The organism is Candidatus Tisiphia endosymbiont of Ptychoptera albimana, from assembly GCF_964026605.1.
Lineage (GTDB): Bacteria > Pseudomonadota > Alphaproteobacteria > Rickettsiales > Rickettsiaceae > Tisiphia.
Genome location: NZ_OZ032164.1, coordinates 997,712 through 1,023,124 on the forward strand (window position 1 = coordinate 997,712; position 25,413 = coordinate 1,023,124).

The 25,413-nt window shown below is 32.2% G+C and carries 21 protein-coding genes; 9 read left to right on the plus strand and 12 right to left on the minus strand.

Features of this window, described 5'->3' with window-relative positions; all coding sequences use genetic code 11:
* Window positions 1-2 precede the first annotated feature (2 nt).
* The 5 genes from AAGD36_RS04660 to AAGD36_RS04680 form a co-directional block, all read right to left on the minus strand.
* Complete coding sequence (locus AAGD36_RS04660; RefSeq protein WP_341755130.1) at window positions 3-797, minus strand: cell division protein FtsQ/DivIB; 795 nt, start codon at window positions 795-797, stop codon at window positions 3-5.
* Window positions 794-1,759: a D-alanine--D-alanine ligase gene (locus AAGD36_RS04665; RefSeq protein WP_341755131.1), complete on the minus strand. Its 966-nt coding sequence runs from the start codon at window positions 1,757-1,759 to the stop codon at window positions 794-796. The genes AAGD36_RS04660 and AAGD36_RS04665 overlap by 4 nt, the downstream gene beginning before the upstream one ends.
* Window positions 1,752-2,630 carry a UDP-N-acetylmuramate dehydrogenase gene (murB, locus tag AAGD36_RS04670; protein WP_341756009.1) on the minus strand — a complete coding sequence of 293 codons (879 nt, stop codon included), beginning with the start codon at window positions 2,628-2,630 and terminating at the stop codon, window positions 1,752-1,754. The genes AAGD36_RS04665 and murB overlap by 8 nt, the downstream gene beginning before the upstream one ends.
* Before the next feature lie 255 nt (window positions 2,631-2,885).
* Complete coding sequence (gene murC / locus AAGD36_RS04675; protein ID WP_341755132.1) at window positions 2,886-4,337, minus strand: UDP-N-acetylmuramate--L-alanine ligase; 1,452 nt, start codon at window positions 4,335-4,337, stop codon at window positions 2,886-2,888.
* 398 nt (window positions 4,338-4,735) lie between these two features.
* Window positions 4,736-5,434, minus strand: a complete 699-nt coding sequence (locus AAGD36_RS04680; protein ID WP_341755133.1) for a hypothetical protein — start codon at window positions 5,432-5,434, stop codon at window positions 4,736-4,738.
* A gap of 798 nt (window positions 5,435-6,232) precedes the next feature.
* On the opposite strand from AAGD36_RS04680, the gene AAGD36_RS04685 reads away from it, so the two are divergent.
* On the plus strand, window positions 6,233-9,049 hold the full coding sequence (locus AAGD36_RS04685; protein ID WP_341755134.1) for a glycoside hydrolase TIM-barrel-like domain-containing protein: 2,817 nt from the start codon (window positions 6,233-6,235) through the stop codon (window positions 9,047-9,049).
* A gap of 27 nt (window positions 9,050-9,076) precedes the next feature.
* Here AAGD36_RS04685 and hpf read toward each other — a convergent pair whose 3' ends face one another.
* Both hpf and AAGD36_RS04695 read right to left on the minus strand, forming a co-directional pair.
* Window positions 9,077-9,661 carry a ribosome hibernation-promoting factor, HPF/YfiA family gene (gene hpf, locus AAGD36_RS04690; protein WP_341747248.1) on the minus strand — a complete coding sequence of 195 codons (585 nt, stop codon included), beginning with the start codon at window positions 9,659-9,661 and terminating at the stop codon, window positions 9,077-9,079.
* A gap of 290 nt (window positions 9,662-9,951) precedes the next feature.
* Window positions 9,952-10,323, minus strand: a complete 372-nt coding sequence (locus AAGD36_RS04695; RefSeq protein WP_341752191.1) for a hypothetical protein — start codon at window positions 10,321-10,323, stop codon at window positions 9,952-9,954.
* A 507-nt stretch (window positions 10,324-10,830) separates the two neighbouring features.
* Here AAGD36_RS04695 and def point away from each other — a divergent pair.
* Together def and fmt are read left to right on the plus strand one after the other, a co-directional pair.
* Window positions 10,831-11,364, plus strand: a complete 534-nt coding sequence (gene def / locus AAGD36_RS04700; RefSeq protein WP_341755135.1) for a peptide deformylase — start codon at window positions 10,831-10,833, stop codon at window positions 11,362-11,364.
* Window positions 11,355-12,275, plus strand: coding sequence for a methionyl-tRNA formyltransferase (gene fmt / locus AAGD36_RS04705; RefSeq protein ID WP_341755136.1), 921 nt, complete (start codon window positions 11,355-11,357; stop codon window positions 12,273-12,275). Before def ends, fmt begins: the two co-directional genes overlap by 10 nt.
* Here fmt and ligA read toward each other — a convergent pair.
* From ligA to AAGD36_RS04725, 4 genes are all read right to left on the minus strand, one after another.
* A complete protein-coding gene (gene ligA / locus AAGD36_RS04710; protein WP_341755137.1) occupies window positions 12,264-14,363 on the minus strand; it encodes an NAD-dependent DNA ligase LigA in 2,100 nt (699 codons plus the stop codon). The genes fmt and ligA overlap by 12 nt on opposite strands.
* 114 nt (window positions 14,364-14,477) lie before the next feature.
* Window positions 14,478-15,461, minus strand: coding sequence for a polyprenyl synthetase family protein (locus tag AAGD36_RS04715; protein WP_341755138.1), 984 nt, complete (start codon window positions 15,459-15,461; stop codon window positions 14,478-14,480).
* Between the two features lie 267 nt (window positions 15,462-15,728).
* Complete coding sequence (locus AAGD36_RS04720) at window positions 15,729-17,396, minus strand: hypothetical protein (RefSeq protein ID WP_341755139.1); 1,668 nt, start codon at window positions 17,394-17,396, stop codon at window positions 15,729-15,731.
* A 1-nt stretch (window position 17,397) separates the two neighbouring features.
* Complete coding sequence (locus AAGD36_RS04725) at window positions 17,398-18,900, minus strand: Npt1/Npt2 family nucleotide transporter (protein WP_341755140.1); 1,503 nt, start codon at window positions 18,898-18,900, stop codon at window positions 17,398-17,400.
* Between the two features lie 227 nt (window positions 18,901-19,127).
* Here AAGD36_RS04725 and AAGD36_RS04730 point away from each other — a divergent pair, with 227 nt between their 5' ends.
* The 6 genes from AAGD36_RS04730 to AAGD36_RS04755 all read left to right on the plus strand — a co-directional run bounded on the left by AAGD36_RS04730 (window position 19,128) and on the right by AAGD36_RS04755 (window position 23,719).
* Entirely contained in the window at window positions 19,128-19,853 is a 726-nt protein-coding gene (locus AAGD36_RS04730) for a lytic transglycosylase domain-containing protein (RefSeq protein ID WP_341755141.1), read from the plus strand.
* Window positions 19,854-19,972: 119 nt separating this feature from the next.
* Window positions 19,973-20,659, plus strand: a complete 687-nt coding sequence (locus AAGD36_RS04735) for a methyltransferase domain-containing protein (RefSeq protein ID WP_341756010.1) — start codon at window positions 19,973-19,975, stop codon at window positions 20,657-20,659.
* An 87-nt stretch (window positions 20,660-20,746) separates the two neighbouring features.
* Window positions 20,747-20,989 (plus strand): AbrB/MazE/SpoVT family DNA-binding domain-containing protein, encoded by a 243-nt coding sequence (locus AAGD36_RS04740; protein WP_341755142.1) that lies wholly within the window; start codon window positions 20,747-20,749, stop codon window positions 20,987-20,989.
* Window positions 20,976-21,374: a type II toxin-antitoxin system VapC family toxin gene (locus AAGD36_RS04745; RefSeq protein ID WP_341755143.1), complete on the plus strand. Its 399-nt coding sequence runs from the start codon at window positions 20,976-20,978 to the stop codon at window positions 21,372-21,374. Before AAGD36_RS04740 ends, AAGD36_RS04745 begins: the two co-directional genes overlap by 14 nt.
* Before the next feature lie 94 nt (window positions 21,375-21,468).
* Window positions 21,469-22,866, plus strand: a complete 1,398-nt coding sequence (lpdA, locus tag AAGD36_RS04750) for a dihydrolipoyl dehydrogenase (protein WP_341756011.1) — start codon at window positions 21,469-21,471, stop codon at window positions 22,864-22,866.
* A 430-nt stretch (window positions 22,867-23,296) separates the two neighbouring features.
* Window positions 23,297-23,719 (plus strand): hypothetical protein, encoded by a 423-nt coding sequence (locus AAGD36_RS04755; protein WP_341755144.1) that lies wholly within the window; start codon window positions 23,297-23,299, stop codon window positions 23,717-23,719.
* Window positions 23,720-24,408: 689 nt separating this feature from the next.
* Here AAGD36_RS04755 and trpS read toward each other — a convergent pair.
* The gene (trpS, locus tag AAGD36_RS04760) at window positions 24,409-25,398 is read right to left on the minus strand and encodes a tryptophan--tRNA ligase (protein ID WP_341755145.1); all 990 of its coding nucleotides are present in this window, start codon (window positions 25,396-25,398) and stop codon (window positions 24,409-24,411) included.
* Window positions 25,399-25,413: the final 15 nt, after the last annotated feature.

The window sequence follows — 25,413 nt, forward strand, 5'->3', positions numbered from 1 at the left end:
TTTTAATATTTTTCCATGTAAACTTTACTCGAATCTCGTAAATCTACAATTTTATAGTTCTGATTAAATAATATATTTTCCATATCCAATCCTGCAAGATAATCTAAAGCATGTTCAAACCTTAAGTCCGGCATTTTAACAGTTATACCTTGTTCTAGATTTAAATCCCAACGTCTTCCTCCATAACGTACAGAAGAGATAATTTTTTTAGCTAATTCAGGGTGTTTAGCTAAATCATGAATTAATTTGCTAGTATAAATATTAGCATCTGATCCCACAACATGCAAAAGATTAGAGAAACTACCTATATTATTGGTAATTTTATATCCTTCTTGATCAATAAGAAAAACTTGCCCGTTAATCTGCCAAATAGCAATAGGCACTCTCTCAATTAATCTTATGTAAATAGTGTTAGGTAATCTTCTCTCGATAATTGCAACATTTTTAATCCAAGGATTGCGTTCCAAATTATTCTTTATTGCCTCCATATCTAGAGAAAGAATAGGTGTACCCTTATCAGCATTTAAAGTAGCCAATATATCTTCTGCCTTAGTATTATATTGTCCTTCTATTAAAACATTTTCAAGTTTAAATCCAATATCAGAAGTAAATTCGTAAGTATTTTGGATAATTTCTCGTCTTATAGGAGCAAAATAGCTAGTAAAGAAAAATGCAGACAGCAAAACCACTAGGGCAATTTTAATAAAAAATACCACTCTAATATACAACACTGCCAACTTTCGTCGCAGCGGTATATTGGCTTTTTTCTTCTTATTAGACGCTTTATTCCTCTTCATGTGTCAATACATGCTGTTTCTAAAATTCTTTCAACTAGTGTACGGAAATCCATCCCCTGTAAGGCAGCTATTTCTGGTATAATCGATAAGGAAGTCATACCAGGATGGGTGTTAACTTCTAGAGTAAAAAATTCATTCTTGCTTTCATCAAAAATAAACTCCGCTCTAACTACACCTCTACAATTCATGGTTTGATATATTTTTTCCGACTCTTCTAATAATTTATTATACATATTCTGTGGTAGTGGAGCTGGACATAAATGCTCAGCAAATCCATCTGTGTATTTAGTCTTATAATCATAAAAACGCTGTTTCAGGAGTTTTATTTCCAATACCCCTAAAGCTTTGCCGTTTAAAACGGCTACCTGCATTTCTCTCCCCTTAATATATTCTTCAATCATTACCTGATCACCATAAGGAAAATCATAATCAGCAAAGTTAAAATCATCTTCAACAAATATTACTTCAACGCCTATGCTTGATCCTTGGGTGAGAGGTTTTATCACATATGGTCTTGGCATAGGGTCGTTGCTAATATTGTCAGATTTATTAATGACAATACTCTTGGCTATCTTAATATCATTAGCAACAAACCATGCTTTTGCATGTGTTTTACTAAATGCTAAAGAAGAAGCAAGAACACCACTATGAGTATAAGGAATTCGTAGGATATTGAGTAATCCAGGCAAACAACCATCTTCACCATAAGTGCCATGCAAACAATTATAAACTATATCAGGCTTTATCTGCAACAATACTGAAGCAATATCTACTCCCATATCTATGAAAGTAACTTTATACCCACTATCTACCAAAGCTTGGTTAACCCCCGAAGACGATACTAAAGAAACTTCTCGCTCAGCCGACATACCGCCACCTACTACTGCCACATGTTTTTTTCCTTTATCGCTTAATATTGTAACCTTAGAATTGGCAATAAAGCTTGTTTGATATTTATGCATATTTCCCTATTCGTTTAATCTCCCATTCTAAACTAATTCCACTATCTTCAAATACATTTTTTTTAACAAGATCACCTAGATCTTCTAAATCACGAGCAGAGCTATTACCATGGTTTATCATAAAATTACAATGTAGTTGTGACATAGAAGCCCCGCCAATTCTGTATCCCCTCATACCAGCTTTGTCAATTAATTGCCATGCTTTATGATTCTCTGGATTAGCAAATGTACTGCCGCTCGTCCGTTCTTTAATCGGCTGGGTTGCTAGTCTATTTTTATTTATTTCATTCATTTTTTCTAAGATCATATGACTATCTCCTATAGCTGTCTTAAAGATCGCCTTGGTTATAATCAACTCTTGTGGTAAATTATTACCACGATATTTAAAACCTATCTCCTCGTTAGGGATTAGGATAAAATTCCCTCTAGAATCTATTGCTTCAATTGCTATTATGATATCTTTAAACTCTGAACCATACGCCCCAGCGTTCATAACCACTCCACCACCTATAGTACCCGGTATACCGCTGAGAAACTCAAAGCCAGTAATTGAATGTACCTGACAAAATTTAGCAAGGTTAAAATTAAGGCAACTACTCCCTACCGATATTTGATTATTCGGCATTAATTCTATATTAGTAAAATTTTGACCAAGTTTTATTACAACTCCCTCTATACCACCATCTCTAATAATAATATTTGATCCAGCCCCTAAAACAGTTATTGGTCTCTGTTGTTGGTTTTGTGCTACAAAATCTGCTAAAGTCATTGAGTCTAATGGTTTAAAAAATATCTCCGCAGGTCCACCAACTTTAAACCAAGTTAGATGACTTAGATTGTAATTATTCCTATATTCACCAAGTAATGCCATAATTATAAAATATCTACTTAATAGACTTACTGCATAAGTCAATCTAGTTGGTGATTTTGTCGTCGAAACTCGCCTCCGCTCCTCACGTACGTCTGTGTACGCTGCGGTGCTCGGCTTCGTTTCTCCTAAAAATCCCTCAACTATCTTTGACTTATGCAGTAAGTCTAATAAATTTGTTAAAATAACGTCATCGCGAAAAGCTACTTTAGTAACGACGAAGCAATCCAAAAAGTGACCAAAAATTGCTTCGCTGGCTTACGCCTTCTCGCAATGACGTTCTCGCGTAAATTGCTGATGCAAATCATTGGCCCAAGCAGAAATGCTCCCAGCACCCATCATAATTATTATATCATTTGGCATAGCCTCCTTGGCAATAAGGCCAGCTATATCCTCGTGATTCTCAATAAATGATACCATTGCATGGGATTTAGTATTTTTGATTTTGTTTACTAAGTTTCTTCCCGTTATACCATCTATTGGCTGTTCACCGGCAGCATATATATCTGTAATATACAACTGGTCAGCGTCAGAAAAACAAGTTACAAAATCATCAAATAAATATTTAACTCTTGAATATCTATGTGGTTGAAAGATTGCTATAACCTTACTATTTCGCTTATTAGCAATATTTCTTGCCGTAGCAAGTGTAGCTTTTACTTCCTCCGGATGGTGAGCATAGTCATCAATTATCGTAGCATTGTTATATTCTGCCACTTTAGTGAATCGGCGTTTTATCCCTTTAAAGCTATTAAATCCATTTTTAATAATTTTGATACCAAAATCAAGCTCCACAGCTATCGCGATAGCAGCAAGAGCATTAAGGATATTATGTCTTCCTGGGGTAGGTAAAGTAATTCTCTCGATAGTTGTTACGCCATTTACATTAGGTAAACTAATTCGCACATCAAAAGTTGACGATTCAATATCAGAATCTAAATTAAAGGCTTGTATGTTAGCATCATCCGAGTCTATTCCATAAGTTATGATTCTACGCTCAACTATGTCATTTACTAGTTTTCTAACAGCTTGATGATCAATACAAACAACTGCAAAACCATAAAATGGTAAATTAGTTATAAAGCTCCTAAAAGCTTGAATTAAACTATCAAAATCATGGTAAAAATCTAGATGTTCAGGATCGATATTAGTTATTACCGCAACGGTTGCTGGTATGTGAATGAAAGTTGCGTCAGACTCATCGGCTTCGGCTATCAGATAATTCCCAGACCCAAGATAGGCATTAGTAGATTTACTATTAACAATACCACCATTAATTAAAGTTGGACAAAGCCCGGCAGCTTCAAATAAACAAGCAACTAATGATGTTGTAGTAGTCTTTCCATGCGAACCAGAGATTGCTACAGAGCATTTTAGCCTCATTAATTCAGCCAGCATCTCAGCCCGCCTAATTATTGGTATCTTTCTATGTAAGGCTTCCTGAATTTCAGGATTATCTTTATTTATAGCTGATGATACCACTACATATGAAACATTAGTGACATTTTGTCCTTGATGACCTAGGAAAACCTTAATACCATTATTTTCTAGTCTTTTGGTATTATAATTTTCTGCTATATCAGACCCTTGCACTTTATATCCGAGATTATGTAGTATTTCGGCAATGCCACTCATACCGATTCCTCCGATACCTATAAAATGTATCGTATCAAGAGTTCCGTTTATTTTTTTTAGTTCTAATAAAAACATTTTAATAATAGTTATAGTTGTTTATCTCTTGCATAATCAGTTTTTAACCAAAGGTCAAGCTTTTAAGAAAAAATTTCGATTGATTTGAGTATATATTCCAAAATCTTGCAATTCATTGAGTATACTCACTAACAATAATCACAGGTCTCTGTGACCAAACCCATTAAACGCGAATTTGGGATAAGAATTTGTCAATTCTTATCCCAAATTCGGTAAAATTATCGAAACAATCAGATTTGAGACGGCTCTGCATCTGATTGTTAAATTAATATTTTGCTAAAAACATGATTTTAATCTTTTAAAATCATGTTTTTAGCTTTAGAAAGGTTTAAAATGCATTCGCAAAACCGCTTTAAGAATGCATTTTTCCTTATATTAAAGCCAATTCGGGATAAGAATTAGTTAATTCTTATCCCGAATTGGGGTATTAACTGATCTATTTCAGGTTTTATTTGCGATTCCCAAGTTTTAGCAAATGTGCAATCCATAGGATCAATAAGCAATACTTTTGTTCTTGCTGTAAATTCGTGATCTGCTACAATAATTTCATAAGTCGCTCTCATTTTATTAGAATAATGATTGTACTCATCTACAGTCATTTTTGACTCCCAACTTTTACTATTACTACATTTAGCCATTATTTGTGATCTACTAAAAGAATTAACACAAATAAATATTATATCAGGAAATTGTACGGTCTTATGAGTAGTTTGCACCTGATCTGTATAATGTTTTTTTACCATCTCCCAACTAAATCCTTGATCTTGACAAACAGCACCTTGGTATCCCACTACTTCTGGAAACCCTCCTTTACAAAATATGTACTGATTATTTTTTAAAGCAGTACTAATTAGGTTATCATAGATATTACAGCTTGCACTTATATATAATGCTCCACTTACTGTATTGTTAATTTTATCTTCTACTCTATCAAATTGAACAATTTTCTCTCCAAACTCAGTACTTTTGGGATCATCTACAATCGAGATAAGTTCTGGTGCAACCTTTCTTTCTTGTACAAGATACTCTACAGACATTTGTCTATATTCTTTTTTTCCAGCAAAACTCATACCACAAAACATTATATATTTATTCATAGTTATACCTCCTTTATACATATATTTTATTATAATAACATAATATAACTAAACACTAAGTACCTTAGATAAATTTTTACAATTAATATAAGAATTCCCACGATAAGAATAAAAAAAGTTGACAACTCTACATGATGATTCAATTACCCGGTGCTTTACAAAAAGGTCAAGTATGCGTATATATGTTCTTCTAGTAAAAGTTAATTACTATAATTTAATAATTTTGTAATATTTATCTTATATTAATTAACATTTATTAGATTATATCTTTAATTAATACTAATGAGCATAAATTTATGACTGATAGTCTTCCATCTAATAGCTACTTTAGTAAATCAGCAAAAGTAGAGGATGATACTCTTGTTGTTAATCCTACTGTTAATCTTGATACAGTTTCTGATGATTCAGTTTCTCCCCCGCCCTTCTCCTTGCCCTACCCTGTTGCTAACTCAACGTTTTACACTTCCCTTGTCGATTTACAGGGAAACACGAACAACCATAATAACGACCACAATTAGGGAATATAAAATTATAGAAACCCTTTATGAAAGTATACTGCTCGTAAATGAAGAGTTGGTAGACGAAGGTCAACTTCAAGAAGAGCTAGGAGTGTCAAAGTCGAGCAGCGGAGCGTACATTAGTACGTGAGCAGCTTCGATCTTTAGACACGACAACGCCAATTCTTGAAGTTCACCGAGTATAAATATGACTATTGCTAAAAAAATATCCACCTACACTTAGTGCAGCTATATTACATGATATAATGCCTTATATTAACTATAAATATAAGGCATTAATATGTTTGGTCAGATTCTAGGTAGCGTAGGAAGTAGCATTGGTGGTGTTTTTGGTGGTGGTATATTATCGACCATTGGACGATTTGCAGGTAAAGCATTAGGTGATTATTTAGAACATTTAAATTATGAACCCGAGGAATATTATCATTTTAAAAATATCAGGGAAAGTTTTGTACTATCGAAAGCCGTTTATGGGCATCCAATAGCCTTAGTTTTTGGTACAGCAAGAGTAAATGGTAAAATAATTTGGGCAAATCAAATTAAGGAAGTACAAGTTACCAGCGTTGCACAACGAGGTTTATCAGTTACTGCCGAAACTGCTTCTATCCATAATTTAACGGAATGTGAATATTATTTATCCTTTGCAGTTAGCTTATGTGAAGGCGAAATAGCTGAAATTGGTAGAGTATGGGTTAACGATCAGTTACTCAATCTTGAACAATATAAATTCAGGCTTTATTTAGGGTCAGAAGAACAATTACCCGATCCTTTAATTGCTGCAACTGAAGCTCAAGGTCAAGCACCAGCATTTCGTGGATTAAGTTATGCTGTATTTGAAGACCTACCCTTAGCTGATTTTAATAATTCAGTGCCTAATTTTTCCTTTGAAGTAACTAGGAAGGCTAATATTCCCAGTAACGTTGAAGACGATAATAGCTCTATTGCGAAACTGTATATGAGAGAGGAATTTTTAGGAAAAACCAAGCAAAAAACCGGAGCATACTTTAGCGTATGTGAGGATTTTGAGCTTGATTTTGACAACAAAATTACCTCTCAGATACAGTTTCAGAGTGTAGAAGATTTAGTTGAGGCTGTTGACATAATCCCAGGATCCGGAGAGTTTGTTTACGACACTATAATACAATACAAAACTATACAAAACTCTTTAGGCGGTATCATTAGTAAAAAACCAATAAATTCAAATAATTACCGTAATATTGCTAATAGTCTTTATAGTCTAAATCAAATGAAAATTATATGCCCTAACATCAAATGGGTTGCACCAGTTGTATGTTGGTTTGGCGATAGTTTGGATATTGCAAGTTGTACTATTAAACCTGCTGTGGAATTTAATGATCCAAATACACAATACTCAGAACAATGGCAAGTTGGGAAATATTTACGTGATACGGCAAGGCTAGTATCACGAGATGCAGATGATTTTCCTAAATATGGTGGCAGCGTCAATGATGCTAGCTTAATCCGTTACTTACAGGAATTAAAACGTAGAAACTTTAAAGTTATGTTTTATCCAATGTTTTTTTTGGATGTTTGGCAAAAGCCATGGCGTGGTCATTTAACAGGCTGCGTAAATTCAATAGTAGATTTTTTCAATAAAGATGAGGGTTATAATAATTTTATCCTACATTATGCTAAATTGGTTAAAGATCATATTGATGCTTTCGTAATCGGTTCTGAACTAATAGGTTTAACTAGTATCAAGGATCAATATAATACTTTTCCCGCTGTTAGCCAATTGATAAAATTAGCAAAATTAGTCAAAGAAATCGTGGGTAATAATGTACTTGTTACTTATGCAGCAGATTGGTCAGAGTATCATCACACACAAGATGGATGGTATAATTTGGACAAATTATTTGCCTCAGAATATATAGATTTCGTAGGTATTGATGCTTACTTTCCTGTAACGAGAAGCATAAATTCAGGAATTTTACCAGAAGAAATCATGAAAGGCTGGCAATCAGGCGAAGGATATGATTACTTTATAGATGAAAATGGTGGCAGGCATCAGTTAGCTGCCGATTATGCTTGGAAGAATTTAAGACATTGGTGGGAGAATTATCATCGTAATCCTGATGGTGTTACAACAGAATGGCAACCAAGAATGAAAAAAATTTGGTTTACGGAATTTGGCTTTCCTTCCATTGATAAAGCAACTAATCAACCTAATATATTCTTTGATCCTTTATGTAGTGATGGTGGAGTACCGAGATATTCTACTGGTGAAGTTGATTTTTCTATTCAGCGTAAAGCTATTCGAAGTTTTATTGAATATTGGCAAACACAAGAATATATCGAACAAATGTTTTTATGGACTTGGGATGCTAGACCTTACCCAGCTTGGCCACATAGTAATATTTGGCGAGATGGTAACTTATGGGCAAAAGGGCATTGGGTTAATAATAAGTTTGGGGCTTGTAGTTTAGCGGCAATAATTCTCGAATTGTCTTATAAATGCGGTATTCCATTAAAGCACATCGATATATCAACTCTTGATGAAGCTGTAGAAGGGTTGGTATTAAATAAAGCTTTGTCTTGTATTGATGTTATTAACCTTTTGCGTATTATATATTTCTTTGATATCATAGCTTATCAGGAACAAATTAAGTTCACTAAACGTGGATATTCTACCCCTAGTCATATTAGTCCCAAAATATTGGTTAAACTATCAAGCAATAGCTACTTAGAACAAATAGAAATTTCTAAAACTAGCATTATTAGTAAACTAGCACTAAATTTTATCGATCGGTATGATGATTATAATAATAGCTTTTGCCAAATAAATAGTGAGAATTTTTCACATAGACCTATTCCTAACTTAAAACTACCTATTATACTATCTTATCTTGAAGCTGAAAGATTAGGGCAGTTAATCCTAAAAAATGCCGCTACTGAAACTAAAATTTTAAGATTTATCATGCCAGCAAATTTTATCAAATATCAACCGGGGGATTTTATCGTATTATATTATCGGAATTATCAATATCAGATTAGAATTATCTCCATGAGATTATTTCGCCTAACAACTGAAATTCACGGAATTATTGATGAAGTTGAGAGTTATATATTCAAGTGAATAGCAGTATATATAAGCAGCAAGAATTTATTTGGAATCTATCCAAGATATATTCCCATCCCGACGGTAATAAACTACATTCATGCGATTAGTATGACTATTTTGAAACATTAAAGCAGGAAGGTTCTCAAGATCCATTTTCATCACTGCTCCACTTACTGATAGAGTTAATATTTCTACAGATTTTTCTGCTATAATTACAGGATTATCATATGCTGCCACATTATCTTCGTCTTCATGTTCATATTGATTGGGTGTTATAGTATATTTAACTGCTTTAGATGTTACTTCGGATATTTTAACTCTATCATGACGATCCTTGAGCTTAGATTTATACTTTCTAAGCTGCTTTTCAAGCCTAGCAAGAGCAATATCAAACGCTGAATATATGTCATCTGAAGCAGCGTTACCTTTCAATATCATATGTCTGCCTGTACCATCATTCACGACAATATCACAAACCAATTGGAATCCTTGTTTAGAGAAATGCACGTTTGCACTAATTATTACATCACAAAAATACTTTTCTGACACCTGCATAGTACGGTTTCTTACATAATCTTGCAAAGAATTCCCTATAGAAATATGTTGACCTGATACTGATATTTGCATAAAATCCCCTTTAATTTAGTTAAGTCAAATATTATATGTAATAGAAAAGAGCTAGCATATACCCAACTACCTATCTATACAACTAATGCATAATCATGTGAATTTCAAGCCATTATTTTGAAATTTTCATAATGGCTTGATAATTGTGGCTTGATAATTGCGTTAAATAGAATGTAAGCTTATATATACTTACTTTAAATTGCTTTTTTAAAATATTGTTCAGTTAAAAAGCGATTCTTTGACCGTAATTTTACCTAAATTGTAACATTTTATAGCTAACTTAAATAAGGTTATAATTTTGTTCTAAATAATGTTTTTTTGTTTTTACTATCTACTGAGTTTTGTTGTGATGACTTTCTAAGCCTAGATTTATTCTTATGTAGCTTTATAATTGCTTTGGTTACTCTTACTACAAAAGATGGCTCAATCCCACCTTCTAGACAAGTTTCTTTAAAAGATTCACTACCACCAAAAATCCATAATTTTGCTTCTTGTTCTAGCTTTTTTGCTGTGCGGAATTTTGATATATTGGTTGCATCAATAATTGCCTGAGTAATAATAGCTTTACGTAAGATAACATCAGGTGAATTAGTGTATGATTTAAGACGTTCAAATGGGGATTGGAATTTAATAACATTATATATATTTACTTTGTTAACCATAAATTTATTACCATATATTGATTTTAATTAAGTTCTGCGTGCAGAACCTAAGAAGTATAATGATTTTTATGCGTGTACTAATAGTTTCAGGGTAAAAAAGTGTAAATATTTTAAACTTTCTTAATAATTTAACCTGTATTTGATGTAACAAGTTAATACTAGGCTTAGTATCATAGCCATTAAGAGAATAGACCTCTTTCGAAACTCGCTTGTGCGAGGGATTTGAAGGAGACGCTTCACCTCGAACCGCAACGTACTCTAATTCCGTTACGGATTCGAGTACCGCATCATTGTCCAAATCACCAGCAGAAGTAGAGTTTCGAAGGAGGTCTAATGTCAGCCCTGCGTAGCTTACTATTGAGCACATCTTTTTTTCGTTCGCTAGCAAATAGCTCACACTAGACTCATTGGTTATTTTGTAGTACAATATAAATGTTTTGGTATATTCGAATGATCCTACGAATTTCAAAGCAGAAAAATATAAATAATCTATGGTTTTAAAGTACTATGTCTCTGTTACCTATTGTGACTGCTCCAGATTCAAGATTAAAACAAAAATCTTTGCCAGTAAGGATAATCAATGATAATATAAGAAAGTTAATGGATGACATGGTTGAAACTATGTATCATGATCATGGTGTAGGGTTAGCTGCCATTCAGATTGGAATAGCTCAGCGTATATTGGTAGTTGATTTGCAGAATAATGATGATACAGAAAGACCCGCTGGGTTTTATCCATTATTTATCGCTGACCCGAAGATAATAGACAAATCTAAAGAATTAGTTGTGGCAATAGAAGGGTGTTTATCTCTACCGGAACAACGGGTCGAAGTAGCAAGGTCTGAGTCTATAACTATAAGATTCTTAGATTATCATAATAACCAACAAGAATTAAAAGCTGATGGTTGGCTTGCTAGGGTTATTCAGCATGAAATGGATCATTTAGATGGTAGACTACTAATTGATTATTTAAGTGATATAAAAAAGGACATAGCATTACGTAAATTAAAAAAACTGAAAAATAATATTTTGTGCAAGTAATTTTCATGGGTACGCCTGAATTTGCTGTACCTACTCTTAAGAGTTTAATTAACAGTAAAGATCACCAAGTGGTTGCTGTATTCACTCAATCTCCAAAATCTAAAGGAAGGGGGCTAAATGAGATAGCATCACCTATTCACAGCTTGGCATCAAAATATGATATTCCGACTTATACCCCTAAAACCTTGAAAACCGAAGAAATAACCAATTTAATTAATTCAATTAATGCGGATATAATAGTAGTAGTTGCTTATGGATTCTTGATACCACAAGTTATCCTACAAGCCAAGAAATATGGATGTCTTAATATCCATCCCTCAAGTTTACCACGTCATAGGGGAGCTGCTCCATTGCAGCGTACTATTATAGAGGGAGACTCTGAAACTTCCGTATGCATAATGCAGATGGATGAGGGGTGGGATACTGGTGATATTATATTGCAGCATTCGTTTTCACTCTCTCCTAGAATAACTTTACCAGTTTTGCATGACCAATGTGCAGAAATAGGGGCTGATTTATTGGTTAAAACTTTAGATAATATTGATAACCTACCAAGGATTGTCCAAGATAAAGATGGAGTAATTTATGCTCATAAACTCAAGAAAGAAGAAGGGAAGATAAATTGGTATGAGACTGCTTACAAAATAGATTGTAGAATTCGAGGTATGAATCCATGGCCTGGAATATATTTTGAATATAGAGGTAAAGTTATAAAGATCCTAGAAGCGTATTATAATGATTTGGATGTTAAATTACAGCCTGGTACTGTGGTTAATAATAATATCTTAGAAATAGCTTGTGGTAAGGGTACTTTGATCATCAGAAAATTACAGCAAGAAGGAAGAAAAGCTTTAAACGTTGAAGAATTTATACGTGGGGTACAATTTCCCCTAGGTACTTTATTGGATTAATGTGGGAGAATTAGTATATACTAACTCCAGCCACTCATCTTCATCAATAATTTTAATTCCAAGTTCCTTAGCTTTTTTGAGTTTACTACCGGCATCGCTACCCGCTACCACTAAAGCAGTAGCAGACGAAACACTACTACTTACTTTAGCTCCTAATTTCTCTGCCTGAGATTTTGCTTCTGCTCTTGAAAGAGTAAGTAAAGAACCAGTAAATACTACAACTTTGCCAGTTAATGCAGTTTTGGTGGTTTGACCACTATAGTCTTGAATTTCTAAAATTTTACTTAACTGATGAATAATTTGTAGATTTTCTTTAATATCAAAGAAGTCGATAATATCCACCAAAATTTTATCTCCTATTCCTTCTAGATCATTTAACCTTTGGTACATAGGCTGATCACCCTTTAATAAAGATTCCATAGCTTCTATAAAAGAACCATAATTCTGAAATTCTCGAGCAAGTAATTTGGCATTTTGTTCGCCAATATGTCTGATTCCTAGGGAATAAATGAATTTATTTAGGGGGACGGTTTTGGATTTTTCAATGTTTGCGAATAAGTTTTCTACAGAAATTCGCCCCCATCCTACCATATTTTCAAGCTTGACTAAGCTTTTTTCATTATTATTTTGTAAATAAAAAATATCCACTGGATTTTCTATTAAAGATTTTTCCAGCAAAAATTCTATTTGTTTTTTCCCCAAACCATCTATATCTAAAGCATTTTTAGATGTGAAATGACAAATTCGTTCGTAATTCTGAGCAGGGCAATTTAACCCATTATCACAACGAATTATTATTGTCTCTTGATTATAATGTAAATTAGAATCACAAGACGGACAAAGTTTTGGCATATCAATTTTTTGTGATTCACTAGAGCGTCTAGTAAAATCTACCGCAGTAATTTGCGGTATGACGTCCCCTGCCCTCTGCAAAAACACATAATCATTAATCCTGATATCTTTTCTTATGATTTCCTGATAATTATGTAATGTAGCTCTTGATACCCTAACTCCACCAATAGAAAGCGGCTCTAACTCAGCAACCGGAGTTAATACGCCAGTTCTACCTACTTGTAGAGTAATATTAATTAGTTTCGTTTGACCAACTATTGCAGGAAATTTATGAGCAATAGCAAATCTTGGGCTTCTTGCGATAAAACCCATCCTTTGCTGCAAAGCAAAATCATTTAGCTTATAGACAATACCATCAATTTCATAAGGCAGCTCTTCTCTAGACAAATTCAAATATTCATAGAAAGATTTCAGATCATTTTCAGAATATGCTAATTTTCCTATATTATTAACGATAAACCCTAGCTCTTTTAACTTATATAATAAAGCATCTTGAGAATCAGCTATTTTGCTACTGACGCTACCCACAGCATAAACAAAATACCTTAGAGGTCTACTTGCTGTAACGTTTGGATCTAACTGCCTTAACGACCCAGCAGCCGCGTTACGCGGGTTTGCAAATTTATCTTTTTTTGATAATTCTTGTGCTTGATTTAATAATAGAAAATCTTGTTTATTGATATAAACCTCACCCCTTACTTCCAAAATTGCTGTATCCAAGTCTATAGACTGAGGGAAATTATTTATAGTCCTGATATTTTCCGTTATATCTTCTCCAATAAAGCCATCACCTCTTGTCGCAGCTTTGGTAAGCATTCCATCCTCATAGGTAGCAGAAAAAGATAAACCATCTATTTTAGGCTCACAAAAAATAAGTGGAAAACTATCAAGACGTAAGAAATTCTTTATTCTATTTATAAATTCTGATACATCCTCATTATCAAATGCATTACTAAGAGAAAACATTGGATTTATATGTTTTACTTTAGAAAATTTCTCTGCAGCTAGACTACCGATTTGTTTAGTTGGACTATTTGCCAGCACAAGATGAGGAAATTTTTTTTCAAGTTCAAGATTTAAATTAAATAATTGATCATATTCAGCATCAGAAATCAGAGGAGTATCTTCTTGGTGATATGCTTTATTATATTTTTCTATCTCACTTGCCAATTGTTTTAGTAAATCTTTTGCCTCTAATTCAGAAAGCTGTTCAATATCAGTTGGAATATTTTGCATATTAATCGTAAAAGTTTGAGGATCAGATTTAATTGTAACTAGGTATGAGGTACGGTAATGTTGTATTGAACTCAGGTTAAATTATTATTATCGCATAAACCTTGGCAACATAACCTAATAAGACCTATTTAACGTAAACTCAAGTAAAGAAGCTAAATGATCTTTATAAATATTCTGTATAGGGATTTGCTCTAATAAATTACTAGCCTCATTCTTAATGTTTGCTAGATGGTCGATAATTTGTTGCTTAATACCATGTTGTATCATCAAACTTCGTATTATCTCAAATTCACTCTCAGATCTATTATCCGCCTTAATCATTTTCTGAACTGTTAATTGCCCGGTATCATCAAGCTTCTTATATAAAAAGATTAGGGGTAGAGTTATTTTTCCTTCTAAAAAATCATCACCTATATTCTTGCCAATATCATGACTATTTCCTAAATAATCAAATAAATCATCAATAATTTGGAAAATATTTCCTAAATATCTACCAAAATTTTGTAAACTTTCACAGATCTCGTTAGATTGACTAGAAATAATTGCTCCTACTTCACAAGATACTCCAAATAACTCTGCAGTTTTAGCCATAATTATTTCATTATATTCTGTTTCGTCAATAATTCTCCGCTGATTCAATTTCACAAGCTGAGAAACTTCACCTTCTGATATAATTGCTGAAGCTCTTGATAAAGATTTCATAGCTTTAATAGATTTGGTATCTACCATTAACTGAAATGATTTACTAAATAAAAAATCCCCAACTAGAATACTAGCCTTACTCCCCCAAACAACATTAGCAGTAGGTTTGGATCTTCTCATTGTACTTTCATCTACTACATCGTCATGAAGTAAAGTTGCTGCATGAATAAATTCTACAGCTCCAGCAAGTTTGATATTATCTTCACCGACATAACCAAACATTTTACTAGTTAGAATTGTTAGTAATGGTCGGATTCTCTTTCCACCAAATTCTAGTAAATATTTACCTATTACGCCAACTAGTTGTTCTTTGGCAGCTAAGTGGGTCAGAATAAGTTTATTTAAGCTAGACAGTTCTACTGCTAAATCTTTATGTATTATTTTTATAGTATCCAATTTACATCTCTAATGCTATTTTAACCTCAAGTATCGATATAAGAATTAATAATTCTTATATCGATACTTGCTTTGTTATAAGGAAAAATGTACTCTTGAAGCGGGTGCATTTTAACTTTTTTCATCATTCAATATGTGATTTTAATTATTAAAATTACATATTGAATGGAGTATTATATTTTAACAATCAGGTGGGCAGCCGCTTCAAACCTGATTGTTTCTATATATAATACTGAATTCGATGTAACTTGTTACATCGAATTCAGGTTATTTTATGACTTCCTGCCAGACATCATTGTCAATCTCTAGAAAAGGTTGATCCATTAATTGTTTTAACAATTTTTGATGCTCATTGAAATCAGGTATTAGCTCTTGGATTCTTGTTGTTATATTATCACCAACCCGTATTTTTTCCGATGCTTTTTTGTATAATGCTAGATAATATAATGGCAAAAATTTATTAAAGTCTACGGAACCTATTTTGCCTTTTTCTATATTACTTGAATCTAAATTATACTCAAAACTTATGTCACCTGAGTTAGAATCAGGATGATCTGATATGGTTCTTAAAAAATACTTCGTACCTTCTTTGTATACAATACGACTATCTTCTGAGAATGTTTTAAACCTACCCAAGTTAAAGAAATAATTGGTTATAATATCCGTTGCCTTTAAATAATTATTGAAGACAATAAGTCCCTTAATATCAAATTTTCTAAATGCATCTAGCCTGCATTCGCTTGATAATCGAAATCCGGTATTATTAGAAAACAAACTAAGATTATTTATTTGAACTCTCATTATATCTTTTTTTCTATCAAGAAAATTTATATCTAAATCAAAAATATATTGATGGTTCTCTAATTCAGTCAAGTTGAATTTATCTTTATTACTGTTAATATACTGTAATTCTTCTATTAAAGATGAACTATTAGGGAGTAGCGATATATATGACAATAAATACTGTATAGAATTCAATATATTATCGGAAAATCCTGGCTTCAAATCAATTTTTGATTCAACCTTAAGATGACTATCATTGCTACCTTCTTCTACTTTACTTTGATACAATAAAGTAGTCAAGGATTCTTGGATACTACTTGAAAACTTGCTGGATATCATTTTTATTTCCAAATCTTTAGCAAATTCACTATATAAAGATTTATTAGTTTTTATATAAAACTTACCTTCAAAACTAAAAGGTATCGGCCAAGCAAATCTATATAATAAAAGACCCGCTGGTATTCTTCTGTTTATAATATTACTTTCTAAGATGTTTGTTGAATAAGTAACATTTAATTTTTGTGGCACATTATTTTTAAAATCTTCTAGATCAGTATAATATTTATTCCTTTCTAGTGAAAATGAAATAATTGTATGATCTTCATCATATAATTTCTGCCCGTCAACTAAATCAAAAATTTTTGTTTTCTCAGATGTTAATTCCAACTTTTTTATAAAATTTATAATTTCAAACGGATCTTTTTTTTGTATAAAAATCTTAAATAATTTAAAGCTTAAAGGCATTTTGGCTATAAAAGAATAATTACCACTTTCGAATTTTGTACCAAATCCCAACTCAATAGGTTTATAGCGACCTGTTGCGTCACCAAAATAACTAACAAAGCAAGCCTGTTTCAGTAAATCATAACCTATATAAATCGGGGAATTAAATTCAATTATACTATTCTCTCCCTCTTCATGCCAACCAATTACTTGCAAGGCAATTTTAAACGGAAAACCATAGCTAACAACTTTATTAAATTTAATGAAATATTTTTGTTCACTATCTATCGAATTAGCAGCGATATAGCGGTTACTATATTGCCCATTAATCTTACTAGCTACAGAAGTAACAATTACCAACCATGAAATGGTATAAATCAATAGGATTACAGCAATTATAACTGATATATATATTAACTTTTTTCGCATGCTAATTACATAATTTCACATATTCCCGGTTTAGTTGTACTATATTCCAAAACCACAAAATAACTATAATAATAAAAATTGTTAGTAAATAAACTACTATTGAATCACATGTGGCAGTAGGCACTATAATAAATATAAAAGACTGGATAAAAGCTCCTAAGGACTTACCAAATTTAATACCAATAACCTCAACAGCAGCTTTACCTTTTGTTCGAAGTTCTAATGATAAAGGAATATATGCCATTTCCTTTGTTGAATCAAATAACGAATATTTAGTTGATTTACTTAAAATATTTTGTACTCCTCCGATAATTACAGCCACATAAATTGGATTAAAGTCTTTTATACCAAAACTTATATATTCTGAAAAAATAACAAAGATAAAAAACATTAAACCAGTTATCAAAAGCATTAAGGGTGTTAATAATGCTGAAATTAACCAAGTAAATTTCCTAATCACATTACTACCAACTATCATAAAAGTAACGCTGGAAATTCCCATCCAAATATTAAACCTACCCATAAAATGTATATAATCTAACATATTGGGATTAAGCTCCCTTACCTTAGCTTTCCACGGACCTTCCACTATATTAATTAGTAGTGCATAACAAATTATCAATAAAGCAATGCGTCCAATATATTTTGAGTTAATAACCAACCTTATACTATCCATAAGTGATAAGGAAGTTTTTGCCTGTATTTGAACTATTTGGAAATCAGCCTTTAGCACCTCGTCATTCAAAATAAGATAATTAATTAACCTAAATAACAGCATGGAAATTATACCAACAAACACTATTATAGAAATAACAGGTTGTAGCATTAGTTCTGATTTATATTGCAAATCTTCATTTATTATAACTTGAGCATCGACTACCCCTCGTACATTTGAGAAAGCTACTAATACATTGCCAGCTAAAATCAGACCAACATTACCTACCATTCCTAAAATTGGATAGAAACGTTTCGCTTTACTGGTATCAAAAATATTATTAGCAAATTGCCAAAACATTAGATTAATAATTACTGCACTCCATAATTCTGAACAGATATACATGAGAGCATAACTCCATTTACCCATTATCTTGATAAACCATCGAAAATTAGGATACAATGATACTAAATGTTCTACCTGCTCAGCATTTGGATGATAAAACTCCTGATTAGGGTAAATGATATAAGCAAATATCAGGAAAAAAAGCAAAAAACTCGAAATTACTATATAAAAAATATATTCAAAACGTACGTGATTACTAAGTTTTACATATATTATAGTAAATAATATAGAGGAAGGAAGAACAAACCAAAGTTTTAGGAAACTAATGACTTCTGCTCCTATTGATGGTATGACCAATCCGTCTTTAACGGATCTAAGTGTTCCAAAATTAAAAAGAATACACAGCATCATTAATGCCATAGGCAAAAAAAGTTTCAATTCCTCTCTTTCTATAGGCCAAATGATTTCCTGAATTTTAGTAAAAATACTTTTGAATGGTAACATTATTTTATACAAAAAATTACCTAAAGACTAACACTATTTAACATAGATAATGTAATGAAGCCGAACTAAACCTTTTAAAGCTCTATGTTAATAAAGTCAATGAAAATAAGCATATTTTTCTATTAACAAAATATTTATGTGACAAAATTATAGGACAACGAGACATAACTTGCCTTGTAGGAAAATTTTTAATATGCTACAAAAGATAAAGTAAAATGATAATAATTATGTCCATTAGGTCAATATTAGCCCTATATTTATTGTTTCTTTTTCCATTATATTTATATGTTAATGTAGCATATGCTAATATAGACGTAGAAATTGCTGAATCACATAAATGCTCAAGGATGTTTCCTTACTTTGAAAAGGTACATAAAATTCCTCCTAATACGTTACACTCGATAGCTTTAAAAGAATCGGGCAAAAAACATACTGAATATAAAATTAAAGTGGTTTGGCCTTGGACTGTCAATGTTGAAGGTAAAGGCTATTATTTTAATACTAAAAAAGAGGCAATATCATTTGTAAAAAAACAAATTATTCAAGGCAAAGAAAATATTGATGTAGGATGTATGCAAATCAACTTAAAACATCATTTAAATGCATTTCACTCTTTAAATCAAGCTTTTGATCCTAAGAAAAACGTCGCCTATGCTGCTAAATTCCTAAAAGCTAAATATGATCAGTTAGGTAGTTGGCACAAAGCAATTGCTCATTACCATTCAGCCACCCATGAGTTTGGCTCTAAATATAAACAAGATGTTATCAAAATTGCTAACAATATGGACTTGTATAAAAACTCTATTAATATGTATAGTGGATACAATTATTATAATAATACACCTCCTCTACCAACAAACATGCTTTTGAGGAATAAACAGAGAGCTTCATTTGAAAGTAATATTAGGAAATATAAGAGTAATATTATGGTAGTATTACCAAGAGCTAGCTAGAGGTAACAATTATATTTGATCGTGAGAAGTTAAAATCTAATCGTGACAAAGTGGTGGATAATATCGCTGAGTGTTCGTTCTTTAAATATGCAGCATTCGATATTATTGAACGTCTAAATATTATTGATAAAGAATTTCCTGATATTTTAGATTTAGAATGTCGTACTGGTATACTAACTAAACTATTAGTGCAGAACTATAACTATGCTATAATTGTAGCGGCTAGTGCATCAAATGTTATGTTACAATCGTTTGACCATACTCCCAAATTACTAGTTGATGAAGAAAACTTACCATTTAAAGCAGCTAGTTTTGACCTAATAACTTTTTCCTTGGGTCTACACTGGATCAACGATGTACAAAATTTTCTGTTACAGATAAAACGTATTTTAAAACCAAATGGTCTATTTATTGGTAATTTTATCGGTGGTAACAGCCTAAAAGAACTACGAATGAAATTCATTGAAGCTGAAATAGCATTAAGTCACCCTCACTTTCAACATGTTTCCCCTTTCATCCATTTTGATCACGTAACACCTTTACTAGGACAGGCAGGATTCACAGAAATTATCGTTGATTATGAAAATATTCAACTGAGCTATAAAAGCCCTTTAGATTTCATTAGAGAATTAAAGAATATTGGCGAATCTGGAGCATTATTAAAAAACTCTCATAATATAATATCGAAGCAAATGCTTTCTATTCTAAGCAATGATACTAACACTTTTACCGAACAAATTAATATAATTAGCTTCATTGCCTCTCCGAGTAAGAATAGTATAAAAATAACTCATAATTTAAAATAGTAGGAAAAATAAGCATTTATAGCTTGCTCTTACTTTCTCCTTACATTATTATAATAATCATAGCTAATATACATAATATGGTATCTTATGAAAGCACAGTGTTCAACAGTTACAAGTAAGGGACAAGTTACTATCCCATCATATATTAGAAACAAGCTACACTTATCTTCTGGCAGTAAATTAGAGTTCATTATACAAGATGGCTCTTTTATAGTAGTGCCAATTAATAAGCCAGTTAAAAATTTAAAAGGAATACTTCCCAAACCGAAAACACCATTAAGTATCGAAGATATGAATGAATCCATTAAGAGTGGATATGATCGGAATTGATACTAATGTTTTAATTCGTTATTTGATTCAAGATGACGAAGTACAGAGTAGCAAAGCTACAAAATTAATTGAGCAATATTCAGGTATTAGTGCTTCTATATTTATTAATAACATAGTAGTTTGTGAAATAATTTGGGTTTTAGGACGAGGTTATAAATATTCAAAAAACCAAATAATAAATGTACTAAAAGAAATATTTGCTACTATAGAATTCCAGTTTGAGGATCACAAAACTTTATCGCTAACTGTTAGAGAATATGAGAACTGTAATACAGATTTTGCTGATATTTTAATAGGTAAACTAAATGAACTAAATGGTTGTAGTACTAGTTTCACTTTTGACCATAAAGCATCAACTCTGCCAATATTTACTACAATAAAATAATCAAAAAATAATTGAATTAAATTCAAATTAGCTATTAGTGTTCGTATATTTATGGTTTATAATGCCATTAATTATTATAAGTAAGGGAAAATATATGCAAGAATTTGATTTAATAGTGATTGGTGGTGGTCCTGCTGGTTATACAGGAGCAATAAGAGCAGCCCAGTTAGGTATGAAGGTTGCCTGTATAGAGAAAAGGGTGACGCTTGGTGGTACTTGCCTAAATGTTGGCTGTATTCCTTCCAAGGTATTGCTAAATTTCTCTGAGAAATATCATGAAGTATTGAACCATTGTGCCGATATTGGCATTATGACCTCAGCCAAACTTGATTTACAAAAAATGATGACTAAAAAAAGTCAGATAGTATCAGAGTTATGCAAAGGCATAGAAAGCTTGTTTGCAAAAAATAAAATCACTAAATTTACAGGAAGTGCCAAATTTATTTCAGCCAATCTTGTGGAAATTACTAACGGTACATCAATTGAACAGATATCGGCTAAGAATATTTTAATTGCTACTGGCTCTGATATTATTGAAATGCCCAATATTGTTGTTGATGAGGAATATATAGTTTCATCAACGGGAGCTTTGAGCCTTGCTAAAGTCCCAGAAACTATGGTAGTGATTGGTGGTGGTTATATCGGTTTAGAGCTTGGTTCGGTATGGAATAGGCTTGGTTCTAAAGTAACGGTTATTGAATATGCTGGAAGTATTGTGCCAGCTTTAGATAAAGAGATTATCGGTCAATTTACCAAAATCCTGCAAAAGCAATCTATTGAATTGCGATTAAATACTAAGGTGCTGTCTGCTGAGAAAAAAGCAGGAAAAGTTATTTTGAATATACAACAAACAGCCGATAACTCAGTGCAACAAATAACTACTGATATAGTGTTATTGGCTGTTGGTAGAAAAGCCCATACAACAGATTTAGGTTTAGATAAATTAGCTATTGAAACGGACAAACAAAATAGAATTACGGTGAATAGCCAATTCCAAACAATAATTCCGAATATTTATGCTGTCGGTGATGTAATTGCTGGTCCTATGCTCGCTCATAAAGCAGAAGAGGAAGCTGTTGCTGCCGCTGAAATTATGGCAGGCTTAGCAGGTCATGTTAATTATAATCTTATTCCAAGTGTCATCTACACTTATCCAGAAGTGGCAAGTGTTGGTTTAACAGAAGAACAATTGAAAGAAGCTAAGATTGATTACAAAGTTGGTAAATTTCCGTTTTTGGCAAATAGTCGAGCGAGAAGCACAGGCTCTACTGATGGGATGGTAAAAATATTAGCTGATAGCGTAACGGATAAAGTACTTGGAGCCCATATAATAGGCTGTTCAGCTGGAACTATGATTGCAGAGCTTGTAGCATTTATGGAATTTGGTGCTTCCTCAGAAGATATAGCGAGAACTTGCCACGCTCATCCTACCTTAAGTGAAGGCATAAAGGAAGCGGCTTTGGCTGTAGATAAGAGGGCTATTAATTTTTAGGAAGATTTATAAACTTGATTAGACACTTATATCTTAAAAATGTGATATAAGTGTCTAGAGCATATAACACATTTATTTTTATTAATTTGACTATATTAATAACTTATGCTTTAATTATATTATTAATCAAAATAATTATTGTTATGGAATAATTAATAAGCCTATAACTGTAATAGTTTCTGATAAAGGATTTCATGAATTGGAAGCCTTTTTAAATAACAACTATTAAAACTTGCTATTGCTGAAGGATTAGACGACATAACAAAAAATATAATACACAAGTTATAAGGGCGTTTTTAACAACCTAGATAATGAAGAACAATGATTCAATGTAAATTTACTGAGTGCTAAACGTGTTCTGAATATATTATAAATTATACCCTAAAACATTGGGGAAAACAGCAAACCATAAAATATTTAGGTTAAGTTAATGGTTAATTCATTTTACACTAGAGAGGAAATATTATTTAAATATAATAATCATCATTTATTTACAAGACTTGGAGATATAGAAGCCCAAGTTTTCTTTACAAAAACATCTTGGACATTTAGATGGGAAAGGTTTTGTACAAGAAACAAATGTGAAGTAAATTATTGGTGTGAAAATAATCACTGCTCTTTAGATGATCTTGACACTACGGAATATTGTAATACATGTCCACAATATGTAGTGGAAGATATTGAAGAACAAGCATTCACAGAAAATCAACATACTCTGATACTACAACCAACAGATATTGAGGAAGTAAGACAAAATATTTTACACGATTATCAATCTCTTTCACACAATGGACTGAATAACCAATACCTTTATAGAATACTGCATGGCAAGTGGAACGAATCCAAAGACTAATACTCAAACTATTTAGGAGATTTAATATAGATGACAACTCATGAGTTCTAATAATTGTAGCATCAATCATTACAGTTTCCATGTCTAAAAAATCTTGTATCTTTTCAAATAAATATTGCCAAATTCCTTTATCACTCCAGCTTTTAAATCTCATGTGAATACCACGGCAACCACCATATATTGAAGGCAATAAACGTCACTGATAATCAGTACGCATTATATACCAAATCGCCTCTATAAACTTTCATATTTTCTTTTCATTTTTTGCTTTAATATTATTTTTTCTGTAACATTATATTTTCTTCTGTAATATTAAAAAAATCTGTTCCCAAGTTCTTGGTTTTATATGATAATTCATTCCAGTAGTATTGTTATTTTTTCAAAATCAAACATATACTACCTTTCTATTCCTTCAATATTTAGTTGAAACCTTCACACAGCCTAGATATAGAAGATATAGAGATTCCCGTCTATGCGGAAATAACATCTTTTTCGTTCTAATATGAAAATGGATATGCTCAAATGATTTGGAAATGAGAGGCAAGTATACTCAAATGCTTTGAAGAATTGGCTTCGTAAAACTGCGGGGCATTCGCGTACTCACGTAGCTCATCTACGCTCCGTTCGCTCACCCCTTGTTTTACGTTCCAATTCTTCAAATCATTTGAGTATACCATAATATCAAAACGCTACACAACAAAACCAAATAATTTTTTGATTTCAGTCAGAGTTCTAGTAGCAATAACTCTAGCTTTATCCGCTCCTTCATGTAGTGTGCTTACTAGATAATCTTGGTTTTTCATTAACTCTGCATATTTGGTATTAATGGGAGTTAGAGTTGTGATGATAATATCAGCTAGATCATCCTTAAATTTAGCAAAACCGGTATTTTGGTATTGATTAACTATTGTGTCAACATTACTGCTAGATAAACTGCAATAAATGTTAATTAAATTGCTAATTTCTGGTCTATTCTGAGGATCATAACTAATCTCAGCTAAATGATCGGTTTTAGCTTTTTTAATTTTTTGGTAAATTTGATCTCGACTATCATTTAAATTAATACGAGATAAATCAGATGGATCAGACTTACTCATTTTTTTACGACCATCTTTTAAGCTCATTATTCTTGATGAGCCTTGAATTAATGGCTCAGGTAATTTTAGGATATCTTGATTGAATTTCCTGTTGATGATAGCCGCAATATCTCTAGTAAGTTCTAAATGTTGTTTTTGATCATCGCCAACGGGTACTATATCAGCATTATATAATAATATATCAGCTGCCATCAATACTGGGTAAGACAATAATCCTAAACCAGCACTCTCCTGGTCTTTTCCTGCTTTGTCTTTAAACTGAGTCATCCGTTTAAGCCAACCAAGCGGAGTAACACAATTTAATATCCAAGCAAGTTCGGTATGCTCCTTCACCATACTTTGGGCAAATATAGTGGTTTTCTCCGGCAAAAGTCCTGTTGCTATATATGTAGCAACAGTTTGCAATATGGAAGAATTTAGCTCTATAGGTGAACGATCTATAGTAATAGCATGCAAATCGGCTAAAAAGAACAAGCAGTTATACTCATCTTGGAGCTTAGACCAATTAACAATTGCCCCGAGATAGTTTCCTAAATGCAGAGTCCCGGTCACTTGACATCCGGATAGAGCTGTTTTTTTCATTTAATTTCCCCGAAT